Below are 19928 nucleotides of genomic sequence, written 5' to 3' on the forward strand. Positions count from 1 at the left end.
TGGATAAAGCGAGGAAACAAGGTTGGAAACGTTAATTGTCAATTACTTTGGGCGTGAAAAGCGGTATGCGGTTTTGCGCGACAAACAAGTTGAAAAAATTATAATCGACCGACCAGAGCACCAATCTCTGGTCGGTAATATTTATTTTGGGACAGTGACAAAGGTTTTGCCGGGGATGAACGCAGCCTTCATCGATATTGGCGAAGAAAAAAACGCCTATTTGCATCGTGACAACCTGTCCTCATACATACTCTCAACCGAAAAGCAGAAGAACATCTCTTCTTTTGTCCACCAGGGCGAAAAACTCCTCGTTCAGGTGGACAAGGATGCAACTGGAACAAAAGGTCCGAAAGTAACGGGGATAATAGAAATACAGGGCGGCAATCTAATTTACATGCCAAAGGGCCGTTACATTGCGGTCTCTAAAAAAATTGCCGATGAACAGCAAAATGCTGCACTAAGAGGTTTAGGGAGCCGTTTGAAGACAGAAGAGGAGGGAATCATTTTTCGTACCTCCAGCTTGAACAGCATAGAAGGAGAGATTGTCGAAGAGCTGAATTTCCTTCGAGGCCAGTATCAAGAACTGCTCCAAAAAGCTGCTTCCCTTAAAAAGTCAGGGGTTATTTTCCAAAAAGATTCCTTCTTGGAAATGCTTATGGAGCAAGTCTCAAAAATGACGGCAGGTGAAGTTATTATAGATGACCTCACCGTCAAAAAAATGCTGGAACAAAAAAATGCTCACGTTACATTCACGTACCACAACAGCCTAGAAAATATTTTTTCTGCCAACAAAATTGAACATGAAATCGAGAAAGCCCTAAAGCGGGTGGTGTGGCTCGATCAAGGTGCCTACCTCATTTTCGATGAAACCGAGGCCCTGACCATAGTGGATGTGAATACAGGGAAATTCTCCGGCAAGGCCGATTATCAGGATACCGTTCTTAAAACCAATCAGCTAGCCGCAAAGGAAATCGTCAGACAGCTGCGCCTCCGGGACATTGGCGGCATCGTTCTAATTGATTTTATCGATATGAAACGTGAAAAGGATAAGCAAGCGATACTGGATCTTTTCGAAAAAGAACTAGCCAAAGATGAAAAAAGAACGAAACTGATTGGATTTACACCGCTTGGGATTCTTCAGCTGACAAGGAAGAAAACCAAGGTTGCTCTATCAGAAGCATTAAAGGTGAAATGTCGAGTTTGCGATGGGACCGGCCGTATCTTAAGTGCAGAGACAATCGCTTTTCGTCTTGAGCGAGAGCTTCTTGAGCATCGCCATTCTGAATTTGAGGCGGTCTTAATAGAAACGACAAAAGAAGTTAAAGAGCTCTTACAGTCTCACCTGGAAATACTGGAAGAAATGCTTCATTTTAAAGTGTTTTTTGCGATTCAGCCCGCTCCAGATCATCATTACGTTTTGAAGCAATTCGGCACTGTGGACGAGATATCCCAAAAAGCTTTCAATTTCTATTGACACTTTTACTTAAATTATGTATGATTTTAATGTTATGTTTGTAGCACCCGTGCTACAACCGCACAGAACAGGTACTAAGCTTTCTGCGTGATTCGCGGGGACGCCTGTGTATGGCGAGTCTGAGTTTATAAGGAGGTGCAGTTCATGTACGCAATTATCGAAACTGGCGGTAAGCAACTTAAAGTCGAAGAAGGCCAAGCTATCTACATTGAAAAATTAAATGTTGAAGCTGGTGAAACAGTTACTTTTGACAAGGTTCTATTCGTTGGCGGTGAAACTGTAAAAGTTGGAAGCCCTGTTGTTGCAGGCGCTACTGTTACAGCTAAAGTTGAAAAACAAGGCCGTGCGAAGAAAATCATTGTTTTCAAGTACAAAGCGAAGAAAAACAACCGTAAGAAGCAAGGTCATCGTCAACCTTACACTAAAGTAATCATCGAAAAAATCAACGCGTAAGGTGTTGGAAAATAGATGATTGGAATTACGATTACTCGTACTGAGTCCGGTGCGGTTCAATCCTTTGAAATGAGTGGTCATGCTTTGTTCGCTGATCGGGGCAAAGATATTGTCTGTGCAGGCGTATCAGCCGTGTCTGTTGGTGCTATCAATGCGGTGCACGAACTTACCGGTGTTACTCCCGACCTGGAACATCGAGCAGATGGACTTCTCCGCTGTGTACTGCCGGAGGATCTTTCTTCCGATACACAAGAGAAAGTTCAGCTTCTTCTAGAGGGCATGATTGTTTCATTACGATCGATTGAAGAAACGTACGGAGAGCACATAAAAATTACCTTCAAAAAGCAGGAGGTGGAATAAATGTTATTAAAATTAGATCTTCAGTTGTTTGCATCTAAAAAGGGAGTAGGTTCTACAAAGAACGGACGTGACTCTATCGCAAAGCGCCTTGGTGCTAAGCGTGCAGATGGTCAATTCGTAACTGGTGGTTCAATCCTTTACCGTCAACGCGGTACAAAGATTTACCCAGGTGAAAACGTAGGCCGCGGTGGTGACGACACTCTTTTTGCTAAAATCGACGGCGTTGTAAAATTCGAACGTTTAGGTCGTGACCGTAAAAAAGTGAGCGTTTATCCAGTAGCTCAAGAAGCGTAATGCTTTTATTGGAAACTCTAACCAAATCGGTTAGAGTTTTCTTTTTGCACTGATTAATATCATATTAAGGGTATTTCCTCGTATTGAGCTTCTTTTTTTTACCTCTTTAGGAAACCTTTCGTATAAAAAAGCTTACTCATGGTTACTTTTTTGATATACTAACAACAAACAGTGTGTTCCGACACTTAATGTGGGAGTGTGGGTATGGAGAAAGAATGGGGAATCGTCGAGGTGCTGCGGCACTCGCGTCATGATTGGTTGAACAAGCTTCAGTTGATTAAAGGGAACATCGATTTAAATCGAATTGACCGGGCGAAAGAGGTCATTGATGAAATTGTGATAGAAGCCCAACATGAGACTAAGCTTACAAATTTAAATTTGCCTTTATTTGCTTCGCTCTTATTCACTTCTAATTGGGAGAATCCTTTTTTTAGACTCGAATATGAGATACTAGAGGATGCCGAACCATTAAAAATGAACGATTCCGTCCTGACAAATTGGACAAGTTCCTTTTTTTCATGCTTAAATAAGGCAATCGAAGCATTTCAAGAAAATCATTTATCGATTACAATTGAGCCGAACTCGGAGGGAATTCGTTTCTTTTTCGATTTTAGCGGGATAATAATAAAAAGTGAACTGATTGAAAAATTCCTTGGAGAGTCCAAATCATTGGATGTAGAGGTCAAGGGATTTTCGGAAAGCGAACTCGCACTGGAAGTTTTTATGCCTAAACTTTAAACGGTGTAAAACGCGAGCGCTCTCGTCGCAATCATCAGTTGATTTATTTGTGCGACAGGAGGAAAAAAATGTTTGTCGATCAAGTCAAGATATATGTAAAAGGTGGAGACGGCGGAAACGGAATGGTTGCATTTCGCCGTGAAAAATATGTACCAAAGGGCGGTCCGGCCGGCGGAGATGGCGGGAAGGGCGCCAATGTTGTTTTTCAAGTCGAAGAAGGCTTGCGTACTCTAATGGATTTCCGTTATCAGCGCCATTTTAAAGCCACTCGTGGCGAGCATGGAATGTCGAAGAATCAGCATGGTCGTAATTCCAAGGATATGATTGTCAAGGTACCGCCTGGGACCGTTGTCACGGATGCTGAAACAAAAGAAGTTATTGCCGATTTAGTTGAGCATGGACAGCAGGCCATCATTGCAAAAGGCGGCCGCGGCGGCCGGGGGAATTCCCGTTTTGCCACTCCAGCCAATCCGGCGCCAGAGCTTGCTGAAAATGGTGAGCCAGGCCAAGAGCGCGACGTCATACTGGAGCTTAAGCTGCTGGCTGATGTAGGGTTGGTTGGTTTCCCAAGCGTTGGGAAATCCACGCTATTGTCTGTTGTTTCTTCAGCGAAGCCAAAAATCGCCGAGTACCATTTTACGACGATTGTTCCGAATCTGGGCATGGTGGAAACAGAGGACGGCAGAAGCTTTGTCATGGCTGATCTTCCTGGTCTTATTGAAGGGGCCCATTCCGGCGTAGGTCTTGGACATCAGTTTTTGCGTCATATCGAGCGGACGAGGGTTATTGTTCATGTCATAGATATGGCGGCGACGGAAGGCAGAGACCCATTTGAGGATTACCTGACGATTAATAAAGAATTACAAGAATATAATCTGCGTTTAACAGAGCGTCCGCAAATTATTGTGGCCAATAAAATGGATATGCCTGGTGCGGAGGAAAATTTAGAAACCTTTAAAGAGAAGCTTGAAGAGGATTATCCGATTTTTCCTATTTCGGCCATTACACGAAAGGGACTGCGCGAGCTATTGTTTGCCGTTGCGGATAAAATTGAGGAAACACCGGAATTCCCGCTTGAGCATGAAGAAGAGGATACTGGCGTTCATCGTGTGCTTTACAAGCACGAGAAGGATCCGGATGCTTTCCACATTTCCAGAGAATCCGATGGAACGTTTGTGGTTTCTGGTGAAAAAATTGAAAAGCTCTTTAAGATGACTAATTTTTCAACAGAAGAATCGGTTCGCCGCTTTTCACGCCAGCTTCGCGGTCTAGGGGTCGATGAGGCATTAAGAGAGCGCGGGGCAAAAGATGGAGATGTCGTTAAGTTATTAGATTTCGAATTTGAGTTTATTGATTAGGGTTTCAGGTAAAAGAGGTAATGAAATGAAAATGGATAACATTGATAAAAAATTTTATTTAATCCGTGAAGACGTTTTGCCAGAAGCGATGAAAAAAACGATTGAAGTGAAAGAAATGCTTGATCGAGGCAAGGCGGAATCGATTGCGGATGCTGTCCAGCGGGTCGACTTAAGCAGGAGCGCTTTTTATAAATATAGGGATACCGTATTTCCGTTTTCAACCATTAAACAGGAGCGCTTAGTTTCGTTATTCTTTCATTTAGAGGATCGCTCCGGCACCTTGTCAAAATTATTAAGTGTTGTTGCCTCTTCTGGCTGTAATGTTTTAACCATACACCAAACGATTCCCCTTCAGGGCAGGGCGAACGTGACTCTTTCATTAAACACGGCAAATATGACAAATGAAATTGATGAATTATTATCCGACCTTAGAAAACTCGAATTTGTAGAGAAAGTAGAAGTGCTGGGAACAGGTGCATAGTGGACAAAAGTCTGCTGAGAAACCAGTTCTCAGCTTTCTTTTTAAAAATAGGGGAGTGGAATGCAATGAAAATTGGTTATTTAGGTCCTAAGGCAACCTTCACGGAACTTGCGGTCACAAAGGTTTTCCCAGGTTTGGAACTAGAGCCTTTTCGGACAATACCAGAATGTATGGACGCGGTAATAGACAAAAAAGTTGCGCTTGCGGTTGCTCCGATTGAAAATGCGCTTGAGGGTTCCGTTAATATTACCCTCGATTATCTAACTCAGGTTGCTCAAATCCCCATCGTTGGAGAAATTACTCTACCGATTAAACAGCATTTGATGGTCCATCCTGCGAATGCCGATAAATGGGAGAATGTCAGCAAAATTTATAGCCATTCGCATGCCATCGCGCAGTGCCATAAATTCTTACATAATCAATTTAAAGGCGTTCCATTTGAATATATTTCTTCTACAGCGGCTGCGGCGAAATTGGTGATGGATGAACCTGAACATAATACGGCCGCCATTGCGAATGAATTGGCTGCCAAAGAATATGGATTATCCATTGTTCAAAGAAATATTCACGATTTTGACTATAACCACACCCGCTTTGTGGTTTTATCTGAAGACGAATTTGATTTTCAGGCTATTTGTGGCTCCTCCCATTACAAAACAACGTTAATGGTAACTTTACCATCAGACCGTGCCGGGGCACTTCACCAAGTTTTATCAGCCTTTGCCTGGAGAAAAATAAACCTCTCTAAAATTGAATCAAGACCGATGAAAACCGGGATTGGCAATTACTTTTTCATTATCGATTTAGAAATGAAGCTTGATGAGGTGTTAATACCAGGGGCAATGGCGGAGCTAGAAGCACTGGGATGCGGAGTAACACTAATGGGAAGCTATCCGTCAACATTAGTCGAATTAAATTAGAAAAGGACCTGGGATGAAAAAAATATCCCGGGTCCTTTTTATGATTCCATTAAAAATCCCTCAGCCTTAAGGGCGGCTTCTGCTTTATCAAGGATTTTTTCGCTTGATGCAGAAATCGTATGAAGATGAATGCCATCTGTCAGCTCCGACAGCAGAGCGGCATTCGTTGTTTGCAGGTTACTCAAAAACTGTTTCACTTCTTGACGGTTTGAGACCATGATGGAGGCAGTTAAATCACCATAGACGGCGTGCTCAATTTTTACATCCTTTACCAAAACTCCATGATCCACCAATAAATTTAGTTCCTTTTCCGTGTCTTTTGGATTATGCTTACAGGCGATCGTTCTTTCATATATCCGGGTACCAGCATTCTGCTTTAAATACACATACCCCTGGCTTGTGGCCATAATCGGTTCGTTTTTTGCCTTTAGCAGGGTGATGTCTCCCACAATGACCTGCCGGCTAACATTCGTTCTGGCAGCAAGCTCGCTTCCCGTCAATGGTTCGGAGCTGTCTTTTAGCAGTTGAAGAATCAAGGACCTCCTTTCTTCTCCTAATATTTTTTTTTGCTCAGCCATATTATTCCTCCCAAACAATCTCTGTTTTTATATTCTAGCATAACTTATTTAAAATTCCTGGACAATTTTAACAATGCTTTCCGTAAGCTGTAAAACTTCTTCCACCGTTGTCGATTTTCCAAAGGAAATCCGAATAAACTGTTTGGCCTCTTCTGTACTTAGGCGCAGTGCTTGCGTTACCTTTGCAGGGGATTGCATCCCGATTTGACAGGCGCTTCCGGTTGAAATGGCGAATCCTAAGCGATTGCATTCAAGCATCATCCATTGTCCCTCTATCCCTGAGATTCTAAGCCCGATTATATTTGGAAGCTGCGATTCAGCAGCATCTGTCCCATAAACTACGACTCTATCTTTTATTGGTTTAAGTGCTTCAATAAAGGTATCTCGCAGTAATGCAAATGTATCATGATTCGTAGAAGTCTGTCCGATAATTTTCTGCGCGGCAACGGTCATTGCCGCAATTGCCGGAACATTCACCGTGCCAGGACGAAAGCCGCGTTCATGCGATCCACCTGGAAAAAAGGGATCCCAATGAGTGCGTGGATTGATATATACACCGCCAATCCCCTTTGGTCCATAAATTTTATGCCCGGAAAAAGAAATACTGCTCACAAGCGGTGTTATGCTTTTTAAATCCAATTTTCCAAACGACTGGACGCAGTCGCTGTGAAAATGAATCTGCTGGGCCTTGCAAATTTCTGCAATAGTCTCGACTGGCTGGATTGTTCCGATTTCCGAATTTACATGCTGAACGGCAACTAATATGGTCTCCGGTTTAATTTCGTTTGCAAGCTTCTCAATATCGATAAGCCCTGAGTCATCAAACGGAAGAAGTGTAATTTCATAACCGGCTTTCTCTAATCTCCTAAGTTCTCCATGGATGGATGAATGCTCTGCCATACCTGCAATAATATGGTTGCCCTTTTTTAATGGAGCTGATAACAAGGCTTCCAAGGCTAAAAAATTCCCCTCAGTGGCTCCACTTGTAAAGAACAATCCCTTTTTATCAACACCCAAAATTTGCGCCAATTCTTCGCGGCAATTGTCAAGCAGGGCTGAGGATTGGCCTCCAATATCATGAAGGCTGCTGGCGTTGCCAAAGTATTCGGTTGCGACCTTCAGATAAACTTCTGCTGCATCTTTATCTAATGGAGTTGTAGCGGCAAAATCAAAATATATCATTATATTTTCTCCAATAACTTTTTAATATAATACTTGTTTTTAGTTTAATTCTGTGTAAATATATATGTCAAGACACCTGTTAATCAGGGAGGGTCAACCTATGGATAATGTTGATGTTGTAATTATTGGAAGCGGGGTAGCGGCATTACAGCTGGCTGTCCAATTAGGAAATGATAAGAATGTGAGGATTCTCACAAAGTCAAAAATAAGAATGGCTAATTCCTATCTTGCCCAAGGCGGGATCGCTGCGGCAATTGGAGCACAAGATCATCCATCCAAACATTTGGCGGATACTTTAGAAGCTGGAAGATTCCACAATAATCCTGATACAGTAAGAAAAATCATTTATGAAGCGCCATCACTTATTAAGGCAATTGCTCGAAAGGGAGATGTTTTCGATCGAAATCATCAGGGGGAATTGCTCCTTGGCATGGAAGGAGCTCATAGCGAGCATCGCATTGTCCATGGCGGCGGGGACGCCACTGGTAAAAACGTAATCGAGCATTTGATTAGCCAGCTTTCCGACAATGTGCTGATAGCAGAAGATGAATTTGCTTATGAATTGATTTTGAATGAGCAAAAAAATCGCTGCATTGGGGTAAAAACAAAGCGGCCGGATGGCAGCATTCATATGTATTACGGAAAACACATCATAATCGCTACAGGCGGCTGCGGCCAATTGTATAGATTTACATCAAATGCCCGGACGGTTAGCGGCGATGGAATTGCGCTTGCGTACTTGGCGGGTGCTGAAATTGTCGATATGGAATTTATTCAATTTCATCCCACCCTTTTATATCTCAGTGGTGAAACAAAAGGCTTGGTTTCCGAAGCCGTGAGGGGCGATGGAGCTATCCTTGTTACAGAAGATGGAACACCGATTATGGAGGGAGTCCATCCCTATAAAGACCTTGCACCACGGCATGTGGTTTCGCAAACAATCTATGAATATTTGAAAAATGGCCATAACGTATATTTAGATATTAGTAGTATAAAAGATTTTCAGAAACGTTTCCCTTCAATCACAACTCTTTGCGGGCAGAATGGCATTGACCTATTAGCTGGAAAAATTCCCGTTGCTCCTGGAAGCCACTTTTTAATGGGCGGCATCAAAACGGATTTAATCGGGCGCACCTCTATTGATGGACTTTATGCCATAGGCGAGGCAGCTTGTACAGGCCTGCACGGGGCTAACCGCTTAGCAAGCAATTCCCTATTAGAGGGATTGTATCAAGGGAAAAAATTATCAGAATGGATTCAAGCTAATCTAGCCGAAGCACCTGAATCAGAACAGCCGAGTCTAAATATTACCCAGCAAAAAATCCTTTTACCTACAGAGCAGCAAATCAAGGATTACATGATGGAGCGGGTGGGAATCGTCCGCAATGAAGTGGATCTTAGGAAGCAGAGAAAATGGCTTCATCAATTTAAGGTTCATGAATTAACTGAACTTGATGGGTTTTGTGTTCAAGACTTAACAAAGATTTTCATGGTACTCACAGCAAAACTGATTACCGAATCAGCTTTTAAACGGAAAGAAAGCCGCGGCGGCCACTTTAGAAGTGATTATCCGCATGAGGATGATAATCATTGGCTAAGAAAATCGCTCAGTCATAAAAAGAAACGGGAAGTGAAAAAGGATCATGAACACATTAAAACTGCGCTCACAACTTGAGAATTTTTTTATCGAAGATATAGGTGAACAGGATATTACCACTGATTTAATTTTTGCGAATGAAACGAATGGTGAAATTGTTTTTCTCGCCAAAGATGAAGGAATATTTTGCGGCGAAGAAGTGATTAAAACAGGTTTCAAGCTGTTAAATAACGATATTAACGTAGAGGTACTCGTAAAAGACGGAGACCGAATTGAATATGGTCAGCAGCTTGCGCTTGTTTCTGGAAAGATTGCAGATTTGTTAAAAGGAGAAAGAGTGGTACTTAATCTCATTCAAAGGATGAGCGGAATTGCTACTCTCACCAATAAAGCGGTTATCACCTTAAATAGCGATTTTACAAAAATCTGCGACACACGAAAAACAACGCCGGGACTTCGGATGTTTGAAAAATATGCGGTCCGCTGCGGCGGTGGTTTTAATCACCGCTTTGGGTTGTATGACGGTGTGATGATTAAGGATAATCATATTTCTTTTGCTGGTTCGATTGAGCGGGCTGTTGCAACCGTCCGAAAGCAAGCCGGTCATATGGTGAAGGTCGAAGTGGAAGTTGAGACAGAGGAACAAGTAGTGGAAGCGGTGAATGCTGGTGCCGATGTGATTATGTTCGATAATCGCACCCCAGACGAAATCAAGGAATTAATTAAATTAGTTCCGGCCGGAATCATTACCGAAGCATCAGGCGGTATCCAGTTGAGCAATCTGGCTGACTATGGCGATACAGGTGTTCATTATATTTCCCTTGGATTTTTGACCCATTCTTATAAAGCGTTGGATATAAGCGTAAAAGTAAAATGGAATAAAGGAGAAGAATAAGATGAACATTTTAGCCTCACTACAAACCAATAAAATGATTCCGGAAAAATATAAGCAGATGTCACGGGAGGAATTAGAGGCACGAGTGATTGAAGTGAAAAACAAGCTCGGATCACGGCTTTTCATCCCAGGACATCATTATCAAAAGGATGAAGTAATTCAGTTTGCCGATGCGACAGGGGATTCATTAAAGCTGGCCCAATTATCGGCGGAAAATACAGAAGCGGAATATATCGTTTTCTGCGGGGTTCATTTTATGGCAGAAACGGCTGATATCTTAACAACGGAAAATCAAAAGGTCATTCTGCCTGATATGCGCGCGGGCTGCTCGATGGCGGATATGGCGGATTTAGGGCAAACGGAGAGAGCATGGGAGAAGCTGCAGACGATGTTTGGTGATACGATTCTTCCATTAACCTACGTCAATTCAACGGCCGCTATTAAGTCGTTCGTCGGTGCTAATGGCGGGGCAACGGTTACGTCTTCGAATGCGGAGACAATGGTAAAATGGGCTTTTGAACAAAAGGAGCGGATTTTATTTTTGCCGGATCAGCATTTAGGACGCAATACGGCTGCTGATTTAGGCATTCCCCTGTCCGAAATGGCCATTTGGAATCCAATTAACGATACATTAGAATATGATGGTGATGTTTCCAAAATAAAGGTAATTCTTTGGAAAGGGCATTGCTCTGTCCATGAAAACTTTACCGTTCAAAATGTGATTGATACGCGTTATAAGTATCCTGACATGAAAATTATCGTCCATCCGGAATGCCGCCGCGAAGTGGTCGAATTATCTGATCTGGCCGGTTCCACAAGCTATATCATCAATGCAATTGAAAAAGCGGAGCCTGGGTCTGCATGGGCGATTGGTACAGAAATGAACCTGGTTAACCGTCTAATTACCAATCATCCGGATAAACAGATTATTTCTCTAAACCCTCATATGTGTCCTTGTTTGACCATGAACAGAATTGACCTGCCACACCTGGTATGGAGCTTGGATACATTAGAAGATACGAATAATGTCATTAAAGTTAGTCCAGAAATTGCCGAAAACGCCAAATTGGCGCTTGAACGGATGCTAATAAATTCATAATAGGCCAAAAGAGATGCAATTTAGCTGATTGCATCTTTTTTTTGGTCTTTACCAGAGTGAAAATTAATTTATCGGCCGGACAAGTCTAGTTTATTTGCGAATTTAAGCTGTTTATTTGCGAATCTAAGCTGTTTATTTGCGAATCTAACGAATTCCATTTATTCAGGGACTTATTCATATTTTAATAAAAATTAGCATAAGTTTTTTTGAAGAATGTTAGCACTTTGCCCATCTTCACATACACTATATGGACTTATGCCATAGGAGGGAAATCAGAGTGAAGATCCATATCGTACAGAAAGGGGATACTCTTTGGAAGATCGCCAAGAAGTACGGCGTGAATTTTGAAGAGCTGAAAAAGATGAATTCGCAGCTCAGCAACCCTGATATGATTATGCCCGGAATGAAAGTAAAGGTCCCAACCTCAGGTGGAACAATAAAAAAAGGAGCATCTGCGGGACACAATCCTGGTACGACAATCAATATGGGAGCAAAAAAGGAAATGCCGATTGCCAAAGAGAAACCAATAAAAGAAGCGCCGATTAAGGAGGCACCGATTAAAGAAGCTCCAATCAAAGAAGCTCCAATAAAAGAAGCTCCAATCAAAGAAGTACCAATTGCAAAAGAGAAGCCGATCATCAAAGAAGCACCAAAAGCACCCTATACTCCAAAAATGCCTCTGCAAGTAGTCCCAGAAATTGATATTAACAACTACTACATGATGAATATGACAAATATGATTCCTCAACCGCAGCTGCCGCCAAAACCAACCAATATTCTTCCTGAAATCAAAGAAGTACCTAAGAAAGAAATGCCAATTAAAGAAGTACCAATCAAAGAAATGCCCATCAAAGAAACACCAATCAAAGCAAATCCAATTCCAGAACCGGTAATGGAAGCACCAATTCAAATGCCTGTTCAAGACTGTGTTCCAATGACACCAGTTATGCCTGGTCCAGGATTCTGCCCGCCATTTGACGGAGGGTTCCCGGTACCAACACCGTATATGCCGTTTCCGCAAATGCCGGGCGGAGTGATGCCGGGCGGAATGATGCCAGGCGGAGTAATGCCGACCGGTGTGATGCCTGGTACGGCTGGATACCCGCCTGTAACACCGGGTTATGCACCAACCGTAGCAGGCACACCCTATGTGCAGCCGTATTTCCATGATGAATCATCATCATTTATGCCGCAAATACCTGCAATGAACCCAGGATTTATTCCGGGCGCCATGCAAAACCCAGCGTTCCAGCAGCCTTATATGGATCCAGCGGCATTTGGTCAAGTGCCCCCCGGATATGGACAAATGCCAACAGGCTTTGCTGGAGCACCGCCAACAGGCTTTGCTGGAGCACCGCCAACAGGCTTCGCTGGAGCACCGCCAACAGGCTTTGCTGGAGCATCGCCAACAGGCTTTGCTGGAGCACCGCCAGTTGGCTACCCTGGAGCAGTGCCAGGTGCCTATCCGCCAGGAGTAACAGGAGGATATCCTGTCGAAAGTTCATCCTTTTACCATGCCCAGCATCATCCGACTGGATTTGCGCCTGGACCGATGTATGGGGCTCCTGGAATGGTAAACCCATACGGAATGGGAGCACCATATGGTCAAATGCCGTATGGTTACCCTCCACAAATGGGCGGAGTCCCACAGACTATGGGAGAAGATTTTGAGACAGCAGAAGCACCAGTACCAGGCTTCGGAGCACAAATGCCTTATATGCAGCAGCCTTATCCAACACAAGGACTGCCTATCGGGACAGGTGGTTTAGACGATTGCGGCTGCGGAGCAGTCCCAACTGGTATGCCTTCAGGAATGCCGGCTGGAATACCAGCAGCACCAACAAGTGTTGCACCAGCCTTTGTACCGCCAACACCGCCAATTTATAGTGCGCCATTTACTGGACCGGCTAATGTTGCTCAGCCTCCATTTATGAACCCCTATGGAATGGGACCAGTTGGAACTAATCCTTATGGAATGCAAGGGTTCCAGGATGAGAGCAGTTAATACAACGAAAAACAAAAATGGAGACGATGATTATTATAATCGTCTCCTCTCTTATTTTCGGTCGCAGTTTACAGAAAAAATCATCCAAATGGTTCCGATTAGAAAATCTGTTTTATTTTTAAAAACAGAAAAAAATACTTATATCATGAAAGGGTACCAGACCAACAGCAGACTTAGACTTCAAGAAGCGTTTACAACCACATTGAATAAAGAAGGGTTCAGCAAAACATATAAATTTCTTAATCCCATTGTGAAAGATCAGCTGTTTTTCGAGGGTACTTACTTTGGCTGCATCGAGTATATTGCCCCGAGTAAAACCACTTTTTCCTTTCACTCTCACAAAAACCGTCAGGAAGGAATTGAGCTGCTCGAACAATTTCATCAAACAACAGCATCATTTGAAGCACGGTATCGTACATTGCTGCCGAAAGCGGATTTAATTGGTAAGTGGACAGAGAGATATCATATTTTTAAGAATAATCTTCCCTTCGTTAAATATTTTTTCAATGATCCCTTTATTTCGGAAATGGTCTCATGGGCAGAATGGTCACTGGAGGGTATGGAAAAGGAACACCTCTTTTTCAAAAAAGAACCATATGTGATCCTGCATGGGGATGTTGCCCATCATAATTTTTTACGGGACAAAAGTGGAACCTTATTATTAATCGACTTTGATTTAATCAGCATCGGCCCTGCTTCTTTTGATTATTTACAATACGCAAATCGGATTCTTCCCTATCTAGACTGGTCGTTTGATAAGCTGCTTCAGTATGAACCAATCACAAAATATATTCGTCTAAAACCGTTTTTGTATGCCTTAGTATATCCAGCAGATATTTTTCGCGAGTGGAACAGAATCATTAGGGAAAAATCGTATTCTGACCATGCGAAATTAAAACAGGTGATGGATTTAACGATTAATCAGTTTTACGCAAGAAAAAAATTTATTGACCGAATTAAGACCATAGTAGATGAATGAAAATGAATGAAAACCCCTAAAAAATTGCACCCTATTAACGAGCATGTTAATACATGCTCAGGATGAACTAAGGGGGTTTTTCGCTTGAACAAGAAGCAGTGGATGATTCCTCTTTCGGCCGTGATGATGATGGGGCTGGCTGGCTGTAACAATGATGATAACCGTGCAGGTGTGAATAAAGGGAGCAATAATCTGGCCCGTCCGATGGGGTATTACTCGAATGAAAACCACCCTAATGGTAATAATGGTTTACTTAGGGACAATGATGGGGCCTTTACCGAAATGATGGATCATACCCTTGGGAATGAGGATGGAATTGTAAACAATCAAAAAAGAAAACTGCTTCAGACAAGGGATGAAAATGGCAACCCAAAAAACCCGACAACACCTTTAGCAGAGACCGACCGTAATTTCTTCCAGCGGGATAACCGCTTTAGTACCAGCGATATGAATTATCACGGTCACTTGAATAAAAATATCGGTAAGACCGGTGAAGCAACAGATAAACTTGTCCAAGAAAATATAACCGATAATATCAGGAGCAAAGTTTCAAACATCGATAACGTTCAATCAGTCAGATCCGTTGCCTATGGGAACACTGTTATTGTTTCGGTTAACTTAGTGGACCATGACAGAGAGGCCGCAACCAAAAGGGCTATTAAAAATGCGGTGAAGCCATACGCGAACGGAAAATCAGTAACTGTCATTACAGATGAAGGGACAATTGGACGGGACCGGAACATCAATAATGATGTACCGCAGCGGCAGCCGAAAGCGAATAAGGACCGCCGCCAAAGCGAAGAAGTTCCAAACAGATATTCAAAATAGTTTTAATAAAGGGCAAAGCTTACGGGCTTTGCCTTTTTAATTTTTCGGATATAAAGGGAAAAATAGGCTAAACTAGAACTGTAAAGTTTGTTCATTAAATAACAAAAAGAGGTGAGTATCATGAGGTTCAATTGGATATCATTGTCTCGGTATAGCTTAGCCGTATTTTCTGTTTTACTGTATGTACTAATCGGCGGGGCTTCGGAAATTACTGGATCGGCGGCACAAGTCGATGACCGGCAAAAGACGGAACCTCAGCACCTGACGGTTATTTTAGAACGAATCTATCTCGATGGAGAAATTAGTCAAGAAGTCGTTCACGAAACATGTTGGTCCATGGCGAATTTCTGGGCTAAGTATGATCAATGGCAGCTAACTGAAATGGAAGAATCGACCTTTGTTTTTAGAAGGAAGGTCGATGATATATCCCCGCTATTAAAAGCAAATGGCTTTTTCGGGATAACAGAAGATGGGGTTTTGACCATTTTTAATGGCAGACCCGGCCAATCAAGAATCATTCAATCGTTTTTTCAAATAGATATTAGAAAGCTTGAAAGTAAGAGACAAGAAGAATTAATACAAGGCATCCCAATTAAAACGAAAGATCAATATGTTCAAGTTTTAGAAACCTTTAAGCCTTATTCATTAAAAAAAGAATGAATTCTCATTTTGAAACAGACTGATCATAATAAATCAGCCTGTTTTTTATTTCTTTCTAAAACTTAAAATTATGGTAGAATGAAATACGGTGAAAAACTAAGGGAGAGAATACGATTGTTTGAATTTATTAAAGGGGCCGTTGAGTTTGTCGGGCCTGAATATATTGTCATTGAAAATAATGGAATTGGCTATCAAATCGCGACACCCAATCCGTTTATTTATTCCAGCAAGATGGAAACAATGGTAACTGTATATACCTACCATTATGTACGCGAAGATATAATGGCGCTTTATGGCTTCCAATCAAGGGAAGAGAAAAAACTATTCACTAAATTGTTAAATGTATCGGGTATCGGGCCGAAGGGGGCGCTTGCGATCCTTGCTTCTGGTGAAGTCCAACAGGTGGTGAACGCCATCGAAAATGAGGACGAAGCCTTCCTCGTTAAATTTCCTGGAGTAGGCAAAAAAACAGCACGGCAAATGATCCTCGATTTAAAAGGGAAATTACAGGATGTCGTTCCAGATTACTTCCCAAATCTATTCAATGCCGATACACTTCCACTATATACACAAACGAACAATACGGCCTTTGAAGAAGCCATTCTTGCTTTAAAAGCACTGGGTTATTCTGATAAAGAAATTAAAAAGATTTCACCTGAATTAAGAAAAGAGCAGATGTCCACTGATCAATACATTAAACAGGCCTTAAAGCGCCTTTTAAAATAGGTGATAATTTATGGATGACCGGATTATTTCTAATGAAGCTAATGAAAGTGAAATAAGCATTGAACAAAGTCTTAGACCGCAAACCTTAAAGCAATATATTGGACAAACCCAGGTCAAGGAAAATTTAGAAATTTTTATTAAGGCGGCAAAGCTTCGGAAGGAAACGTTGGACCATGTTCTTCTATATGGGCCTCCGGGTTTGGGGAAAACGACCCTTGCTGTTATTATTGCTAATGAAATGGGGGTTAACCTTCGGACAACCTCCGGACCGGCAATTGAAAGGCCTGGCGATTTAGCAGCAATTTTAACAGCGCTTGAGCCTGGAGATGTTTTATTTATCGATGAAATTCATCGGCTGCCGCGAACGATTGAAGAGGTACTGTATCCGGCGATGGAGGATTTCTGTCTTGATATTGTTATTGGGAAAGGTCCAAGTGCAAGGTCTGTCCGCTTGGATCTCCCGCCGTTTACATTGGTCGGGGCGACAACCAGGGCTGGTTCTTTGTCTGCGCCACTGCGGGATCGATTTGGAGTTTTATGCCGGCTCGAGTATTATAAAGAAGATCAGTTAAAAAATATTGTTATCCGTACCGCAGATTTATTCGAAACGGAGATAGATGAACAGGCTGCTTCAGAAATCGCAAGAAGAGCAAGGGGAACCCCACGGATTGCCAATCGTCTCCTCCGCAGGGTTCGTGACTTTGCCCAAGTAAAGGGAAACGGCACCATCGACCTCGCCCTTGCGAGAGAAGCGCTTGAATTACTTCAGGTAGACAGGCTTGGTCTGGATCATATTGACCACAAGCTGTTAAAAGGGATTATTGAAAAATTCCGCGGCGGCCCTGTCGGCTTGGATACAATTGCTGCATCAATTGGCGAAGAAGCGGAAACAATTGAAGATGTATATGAACCCTATTTATTACAAATTGGCTTCCTGCAGCGAACACCAAGGGGCAGAATGGTAACACCAGCCGTTTATCATCATTTTGGCATGGATACCCTAGCAAAGTGAGCACGTATTTTAAAAAGTTATAGTAAGGATGTAATTTTATGAAAGTAGATATTTTTGATTTTCATTTGCCTGAAGAATTAATTGCACAAGTCCCACTGCAAAACCGGACTGACAGCAGATTAATGGTTTTAAATAAAAAAACAGGCGAACTAAAACATGAAGTATTTAAAAATATAATCGAATACTTGCGTGAAGGGGATTGCCTTGTCTTAAATGATACAAGAGTTCTTCCTGCACGCCTTTTTGGCGTCAAGCAGGATACCGGAGCCAAGATTGAAGTGTTACTGTTAAAACAGCTGGAAGGCGACCAATGGGAGACCCTCGTAAAACCAGCAAAACGGGTGAAAGAAGGAACGGAAATCGAATTCGGCGATGGGCTCCTTAAAGCCGTATGCACCGGAACTTCCGAACATGGCGGCAGGGTCTTGGAATTCAAATATGAAGGCATTTTTTACGAAGTCCTCGACCAATTAGGCGAAATGCCCCTGCCCCCATACATCAAAGAGCAGCTTGATGACCGTGAACGATACCAGACCGTTTTTGCCCGTGAGCCTGGTTCCGCTGCGGCCCCAACGGCAGGACTTCATTTTACTGAAGATCTATTGAATGATATTAAAGCAAAAGGTGTTCATATTGCCTTTATCACTCTGCATGTTGGACTTGGTACATTTAGACCAGTCAGCGTGGACGATGTTGAAGGACATGATATGCATTCTGAATATTATATGGTTACAGAAGGTACGGCGCGGCTTTTAAACGAGGTTAGAGAGAGCGGTGGACGAATTATCACCGTTGGTACAACTTCGACCCGCACCTTAGAGACGATTGCCTCGCAAAACGATGGACATTTTATTGCTGGCAGCGGCTGGACCGGTATTTTTATTTATCCAGGCTACGAATTTAAAGCGATTGATGGGATGATTACGAATTTCCATTTACCTAAATCAACTCTGATCATGCTCGTGAGTGCCTTAGCTGGAAGAGAAAATGTATTGCATGCCTACCAGACAGCTGTAGAAGAACGGTACCGTTTCTTCAGCTTTGGCGATGCAATGTTTATCATCTAGTGGGAAAGGGGCGGAGCGCCGCTTAAGTGAATCACTGCTTAGCTGGCTCATCACACCGCCTATAGGAAGGAGAAAACAATTTGACAGCGATTCGCTATGAGTTAATTAAAACATGTAAACAAACCGGGGCGCGGCTTGGCAGAGTCCACACCCCGCATGGATCCTTTGATACACCTGCCTTTATGCCGGTTGGAACGCTTGCGACCGTCAAAACGATGTCCCCAGAGGACTTAAAGGAGATGGGGGCAGGGATAATTTTAAGCAACACCTATCATTTATGGCTTCGCCCTGGGCATGAGATTATTAGAGAAGCTGGCGGGCTGCATAAATTTATGAATTGGGATCGCGCTATTTTAACAGATTCCGGCGGATTCCAGGTGTTTAGTTTAAGTGAATTCCGTAAAATTGAGGAAGAGGGTGTTCATTTCCGCAACCATATGAGCGGGGAAAAATTATTTTTATCACCGGAAAAGGCGATGGAAATTCAGAATGCCCTTGGTTCCGATATCATGATGGCCTTCGATGAGTGCCCGCCATACCCTGCTACATTTGAATATATGAAAAAATCAGTAGAGCGTACCTCAAGATGGGCGGAGCGTTGTTTAAACGCGCATCAGCGTCCAGAGGATCAAGGCTTATTTGGAATCGTACAGGGAGGAGAATATGAGGAGCTTCGCCGTCAAAGTGCAAGAGACCTCGTTTCGCTGGACTTCCCAGGCTACGCTGTCGGCGGATTATCCGTAGGGGAACCAAAAGACGTCATGAATCGGGTGCTAGAATTTACAACACCGCTATTACCAACAAATAAACCACGCTATTTAATGGGAGTAGGTTCGCCGGACTCACTTATTGATGGTTCCATTCGCGGTATTGATATGTTTGACTGTGTACTGCCAACAAGGATTGCAAGAAATGGTACGCTCATGACCAGTTCGGGCCGTTTGGTTGTCAAAAATGCTCAATTTGCTAAAGATTTTGGACCGCTTGATCCTGAATGCGATTGCTACACATGCCGAAATTATAGCAGAGCCTATATTCGACATTTAATAAAATGTGATGAAACATTTGGAATTCGATTAACGTCTTACCATAATCTCTATTTTCTGCTAAGATTAATGGAGAAGGTCAGACAAGCTATTATGGAAGACAGGCTTGGTGATTTCCGAGAAGAATTTTTTGAGCAATACGGCTTTAATAAGCCAAATGCGAAAAACTTCTAATA

General features: G+C 42.6%; 20 protein-coding genes, 2 pseudogenes and 1 other annotated feature. Of the genes and pseudogenes, 19 read left to right on the plus strand and 3 right to left on the minus strand.

Features of this window, described 5'->3' with window-relative positions:
- The first annotated feature begins 22 nt into the window (after nt 1-22).
- From LC455_RS12150 to pheA, 8 genes are all read left to right on the plus strand, one after another.
- A complete protein-coding gene (locus LC455_RS12150; RefSeq protein ID WP_223591167.1) occupies nt 23-1474 on the plus strand; it encodes an Rne/Rng family ribonuclease in 1452 nt (483 codons plus the stop codon).
- 46 nt (nt 1475-1520) lie between these two features.
- Nucleotides 1521-1605 (plus strand) — a sequence feature (ribosomal protein L21 leader region).
- Nucleotides 1606-1618: 13 nt separating this feature from the next.
- Nucleotides 1619-1927, plus strand: coding sequence for a 50S ribosomal protein L21 (gene rplU, locus LC455_RS12155; RefSeq protein WP_223591168.1), 309 nt, complete (start codon nt 1619-1621; stop codon nt 1925-1927).
- 15 nt (nt 1928-1942) lie between these two features.
- Nucleotides 1943-2287 carry a ribosomal-processing cysteine protease Prp gene (locus tag LC455_RS12160; protein ID WP_223591169.1) on the plus strand — a complete coding sequence of 115 codons (345 nt, stop codon included), beginning with the start codon at nt 1943-1945 and terminating at the stop codon, nt 2285-2287.
- Nucleotides 2288-2581, plus strand: a complete 294-nt coding sequence (gene rpmA / locus LC455_RS12165; RefSeq protein WP_026572313.1) for a 50S ribosomal protein L27 — start codon at nt 2288-2290, stop codon at nt 2579-2581.
- Between the two features lie 204 nt (nt 2582-2785).
- Complete coding sequence (locus LC455_RS12170; protein WP_223591170.1) at nt 2786-3319, plus strand: sporulation initiation phosphotransferase B; 534 nt, start codon at nt 2786-2788, stop codon at nt 3317-3319.
- A 68-nt stretch (nt 3320-3387) separates the two neighbouring features.
- Nucleotides 3388-4677, plus strand: a complete 1290-nt coding sequence (obgE, locus tag LC455_RS12175; protein ID WP_223591172.1) for a GTPase ObgE — start codon at nt 3388-3390, stop codon at nt 4675-4677.
- Nucleotides 4678-4702: 25 nt separating this feature from the next.
- The gene (locus LC455_RS12180) at nt 4703-5158 is read left to right on the plus strand and encodes an ACT domain-containing protein (protein ID WP_223591173.1); all 456 of its coding nucleotides are present in this window, start codon (nt 4703-4705) and stop codon (nt 5156-5158) included.
- A 65-nt stretch (nt 5159-5223) separates the two neighbouring features.
- Nucleotides 5224-6078, plus strand: coding sequence for a prephenate dehydratase (pheA, locus tag LC455_RS12185; RefSeq protein WP_223591174.1), 855 nt, complete (start codon nt 5224-5226; stop codon nt 6076-6078).
- A gap of 38 nt (nt 6079-6116) precedes the next feature.
- On the opposite strand, the gene LC455_RS12190 is transcribed toward pheA, so the two are convergent.
- Both LC455_RS12190 and LC455_RS12195 read right to left on the minus strand, forming a co-directional pair.
- A complete protein-coding gene (locus LC455_RS12190; RefSeq protein ID WP_223591175.1) occupies nt 6117-6656 on the minus strand; it encodes a transcription repressor NadR in 540 nt (179 codons plus the stop codon).
- A 48-nt stretch (nt 6657-6704) separates the two neighbouring features.
- On the minus strand, nt 6705-7838 hold the full coding sequence (locus LC455_RS12195; protein WP_223591176.1) for an IscS subfamily cysteine desulfurase: 1134 nt from the start codon (nt 7836-7838) through the stop codon (nt 6705-6707).
- 100 nt (nt 7839-7938) lie between these two features.
- On the opposite strand from LC455_RS12195, the gene nadB reads away from it, so the two are divergent.
- The 4 genes and pseudogenes from nadB to safA form a co-directional block, all read left to right on the plus strand.
- Nucleotides 7939-9513, plus strand: a complete 1575-nt coding sequence (gene nadB, locus LC455_RS12200; RefSeq protein ID WP_223591177.1) for an L-aspartate oxidase — start codon at nt 7939-7941, stop codon at nt 9511-9513.
- Nucleotides 9482-10330, plus strand: coding sequence for a carboxylating nicotinate-nucleotide diphosphorylase (gene nadC / locus LC455_RS12205; protein WP_223591178.1), 849 nt, complete (start codon nt 9482-9484; stop codon nt 10328-10330). Before nadB ends, nadC begins: the two co-directional genes overlap by 32 nt.
- 1 nt (nt 10331) lies before the next feature.
- Nucleotides 10332-11429 (plus strand): quinolinate synthase NadA, encoded by a 1098-nt coding sequence (gene nadA, locus LC455_RS12210; protein WP_223591179.1) that lies wholly within the window; start codon nt 10332-10334, stop codon nt 11427-11429.
- Nucleotides 11430-11676: 247 nt separating this feature from the next.
- A pseudogene (gene safA, locus LC455_RS31915) lies at nt 11677-11841 on the plus strand (SafA/ExsA family spore coat assembly protein); the annotation flags it as partial.
- A gap of 152 nt (nt 11842-11993) precedes the next feature.
- On the opposite strand, the pseudogene LC455_RS31920 reads toward safA, so the two are convergent.
- Nucleotides 11994-12068, minus strand: a pseudogene (locus LC455_RS31920) (hypothetical protein); the annotation flags it as partial.
- Nucleotides 12069-13420: 1352 nt separating this feature from the next.
- Here LC455_RS31920 and LC455_RS12230 point away from each other — a divergent pair.
- The 7 genes from LC455_RS12230 (at nt 13421) to tgt (ending at nt 19926) form a co-directional block, all read left to right on the plus strand.
- A complete protein-coding gene (locus LC455_RS12230) occupies nt 13421-14413 on the plus strand; it encodes a phosphotransferase (protein WP_223591181.1) in 993 nt (330 codons plus the stop codon).
- Nucleotides 14414-14497: 84 nt separating this feature from the next.
- Nucleotides 14498-15241, plus strand: coding sequence for a YhcN/YlaJ family sporulation lipoprotein (locus tag LC455_RS12235; protein WP_223591183.1), 744 nt, complete (start codon nt 14498-14500; stop codon nt 15239-15241).
- A 120-nt stretch (nt 15242-15361) separates the two neighbouring features.
- Nucleotides 15362-15901 (plus strand): intercompartmental signaling factor BofC, encoded by a 540-nt coding sequence (locus tag LC455_RS12240; protein WP_223591185.1) that lies wholly within the window; start codon nt 15362-15364, stop codon nt 15899-15901.
- A gap of 114 nt (nt 15902-16015) precedes the next feature.
- Nucleotides 16016-16627 carry a Holliday junction branch migration protein RuvA gene (gene ruvA, locus LC455_RS12245; RefSeq protein WP_223591187.1) on the plus strand — a complete coding sequence of 204 codons (612 nt, stop codon included), beginning with the start codon at nt 16016-16018 and terminating at the stop codon, nt 16625-16627.
- A gap of 10 nt (nt 16628-16637) precedes the next feature.
- Nucleotides 16638-17639 carry a Holliday junction branch migration DNA helicase RuvB gene (gene ruvB, locus LC455_RS12250; RefSeq protein ID WP_223591189.1) on the plus strand — a complete coding sequence of 334 codons (1002 nt, stop codon included), beginning with the start codon at nt 16638-16640 and terminating at the stop codon, nt 17637-17639.
- A gap of 38 nt (nt 17640-17677) precedes the next feature.
- A complete protein-coding gene (gene queA, locus LC455_RS12255) occupies nt 17678-18706 on the plus strand; it encodes a tRNA preQ1(34) S-adenosylmethionine ribosyltransferase-isomerase QueA (protein ID WP_223591191.1) in 1029 nt (342 codons plus the stop codon).
- Between the two features lie 80 nt (nt 18707-18786).
- Nucleotides 18787-19926, plus strand: a complete 1140-nt coding sequence (gene tgt, locus LC455_RS12260; RefSeq protein ID WP_223591193.1) for a tRNA guanosine(34) transglycosylase Tgt — start codon at nt 18787-18789, stop codon at nt 19924-19926.
- Nucleotides 19927-19928 lie beyond the last annotated feature (2 nt).

The sequence above is a fragment of the Neobacillus bataviensis genome (genome assembly GCF_019969725.1).

Coding starts and splice junctions, on each gene's coding strand:
- rplU (WP_223591168.1), top strand. CDS start 1,619: ATGTACGCAATTATCGAAACTGGCGGTAAGCAACTTAAAGTCGAAGAA.
- LC455_RS12160 (WP_223591169.1), top strand. CDS start 1,943: ATGATTGGAATTACGATTACTCGTACTGAGTCCGGTGCGGTTCAATCC.
- rpmA (WP_026572313.1), top strand. CDS start 2,288: ATGTTATTAAAATTAGATCTTCAGTTGTTTGCATCTAAAAAGGGAGTA.
- LC455_RS12170 (WP_223591170.1), top strand. CDS start 2,786: ATGGAGAAAGAATGGGGAATCGTCGAGGTGCTGCGGCACTCGCGTCAT.
- obgE (WP_223591172.1), top strand. CDS start 3,388: ATGTTTGTCGATCAAGTCAAGATATATGTAAAAGGTGGAGACGGCGGA.
- LC455_RS12180 (WP_223591173.1), top strand. CDS start 4,703: ATGAAAATGGATAACATTGATAAAAAATTTTATTTAATCCGTGAAGAC.
- pheA (WP_223591174.1), top strand. CDS start 5,224: ATGAAAATTGGTTATTTAGGTCCTAAGGCAACCTTCACGGAACTTGCG.
- LC455_RS12190 (WP_223591175.1), bottom strand. CDS start 6,656: ATGGCTGAGCAAAAAAAAATATTAGGAGAAGAAAGGAGGTCCTTGATT.
- LC455_RS12195 (WP_223591176.1), bottom strand. CDS start 7,838: ATGATATATTTTGATTTTGCCGCTACAACTCCATTAGATAAAGATGCA.
- nadB (WP_223591177.1), top strand. CDS start 7,939: ATGGATAATGTTGATGTTGTAATTATTGGAAGCGGGGTAGCGGCATTA.
- nadC (WP_223591178.1), top strand. CDS start 9,482: ATGAACACATTAAAACTGCGCTCACAACTTGAGAATTTTTTTATCGAA.
- nadA (WP_223591179.1), top strand. CDS start 10,332: ATGAACATTTTAGCCTCACTACAAACCAATAAAATGATTCCGGAAAAA.
- LC455_RS12230 (WP_223591181.1), top strand. CDS start 13,421: ATGAGAGCAGTTAATACAACGAAAAACAAAAATGGAGACGATGATTAT.
- LC455_RS12240 (WP_223591185.1), top strand. CDS start 15,362: ATGAGGTTCAATTGGATATCATTGTCTCGGTATAGCTTAGCCGTATTT.
- ruvB (WP_223591189.1), top strand. CDS start 16,638: ATGGATGACCGGATTATTTCTAATGAAGCTAATGAAAGTGAAATAAGC.
- queA (WP_223591191.1), top strand. CDS start 17,678: ATGAAAGTAGATATTTTTGATTTTCATTTGCCTGAAGAATTAATTGCA.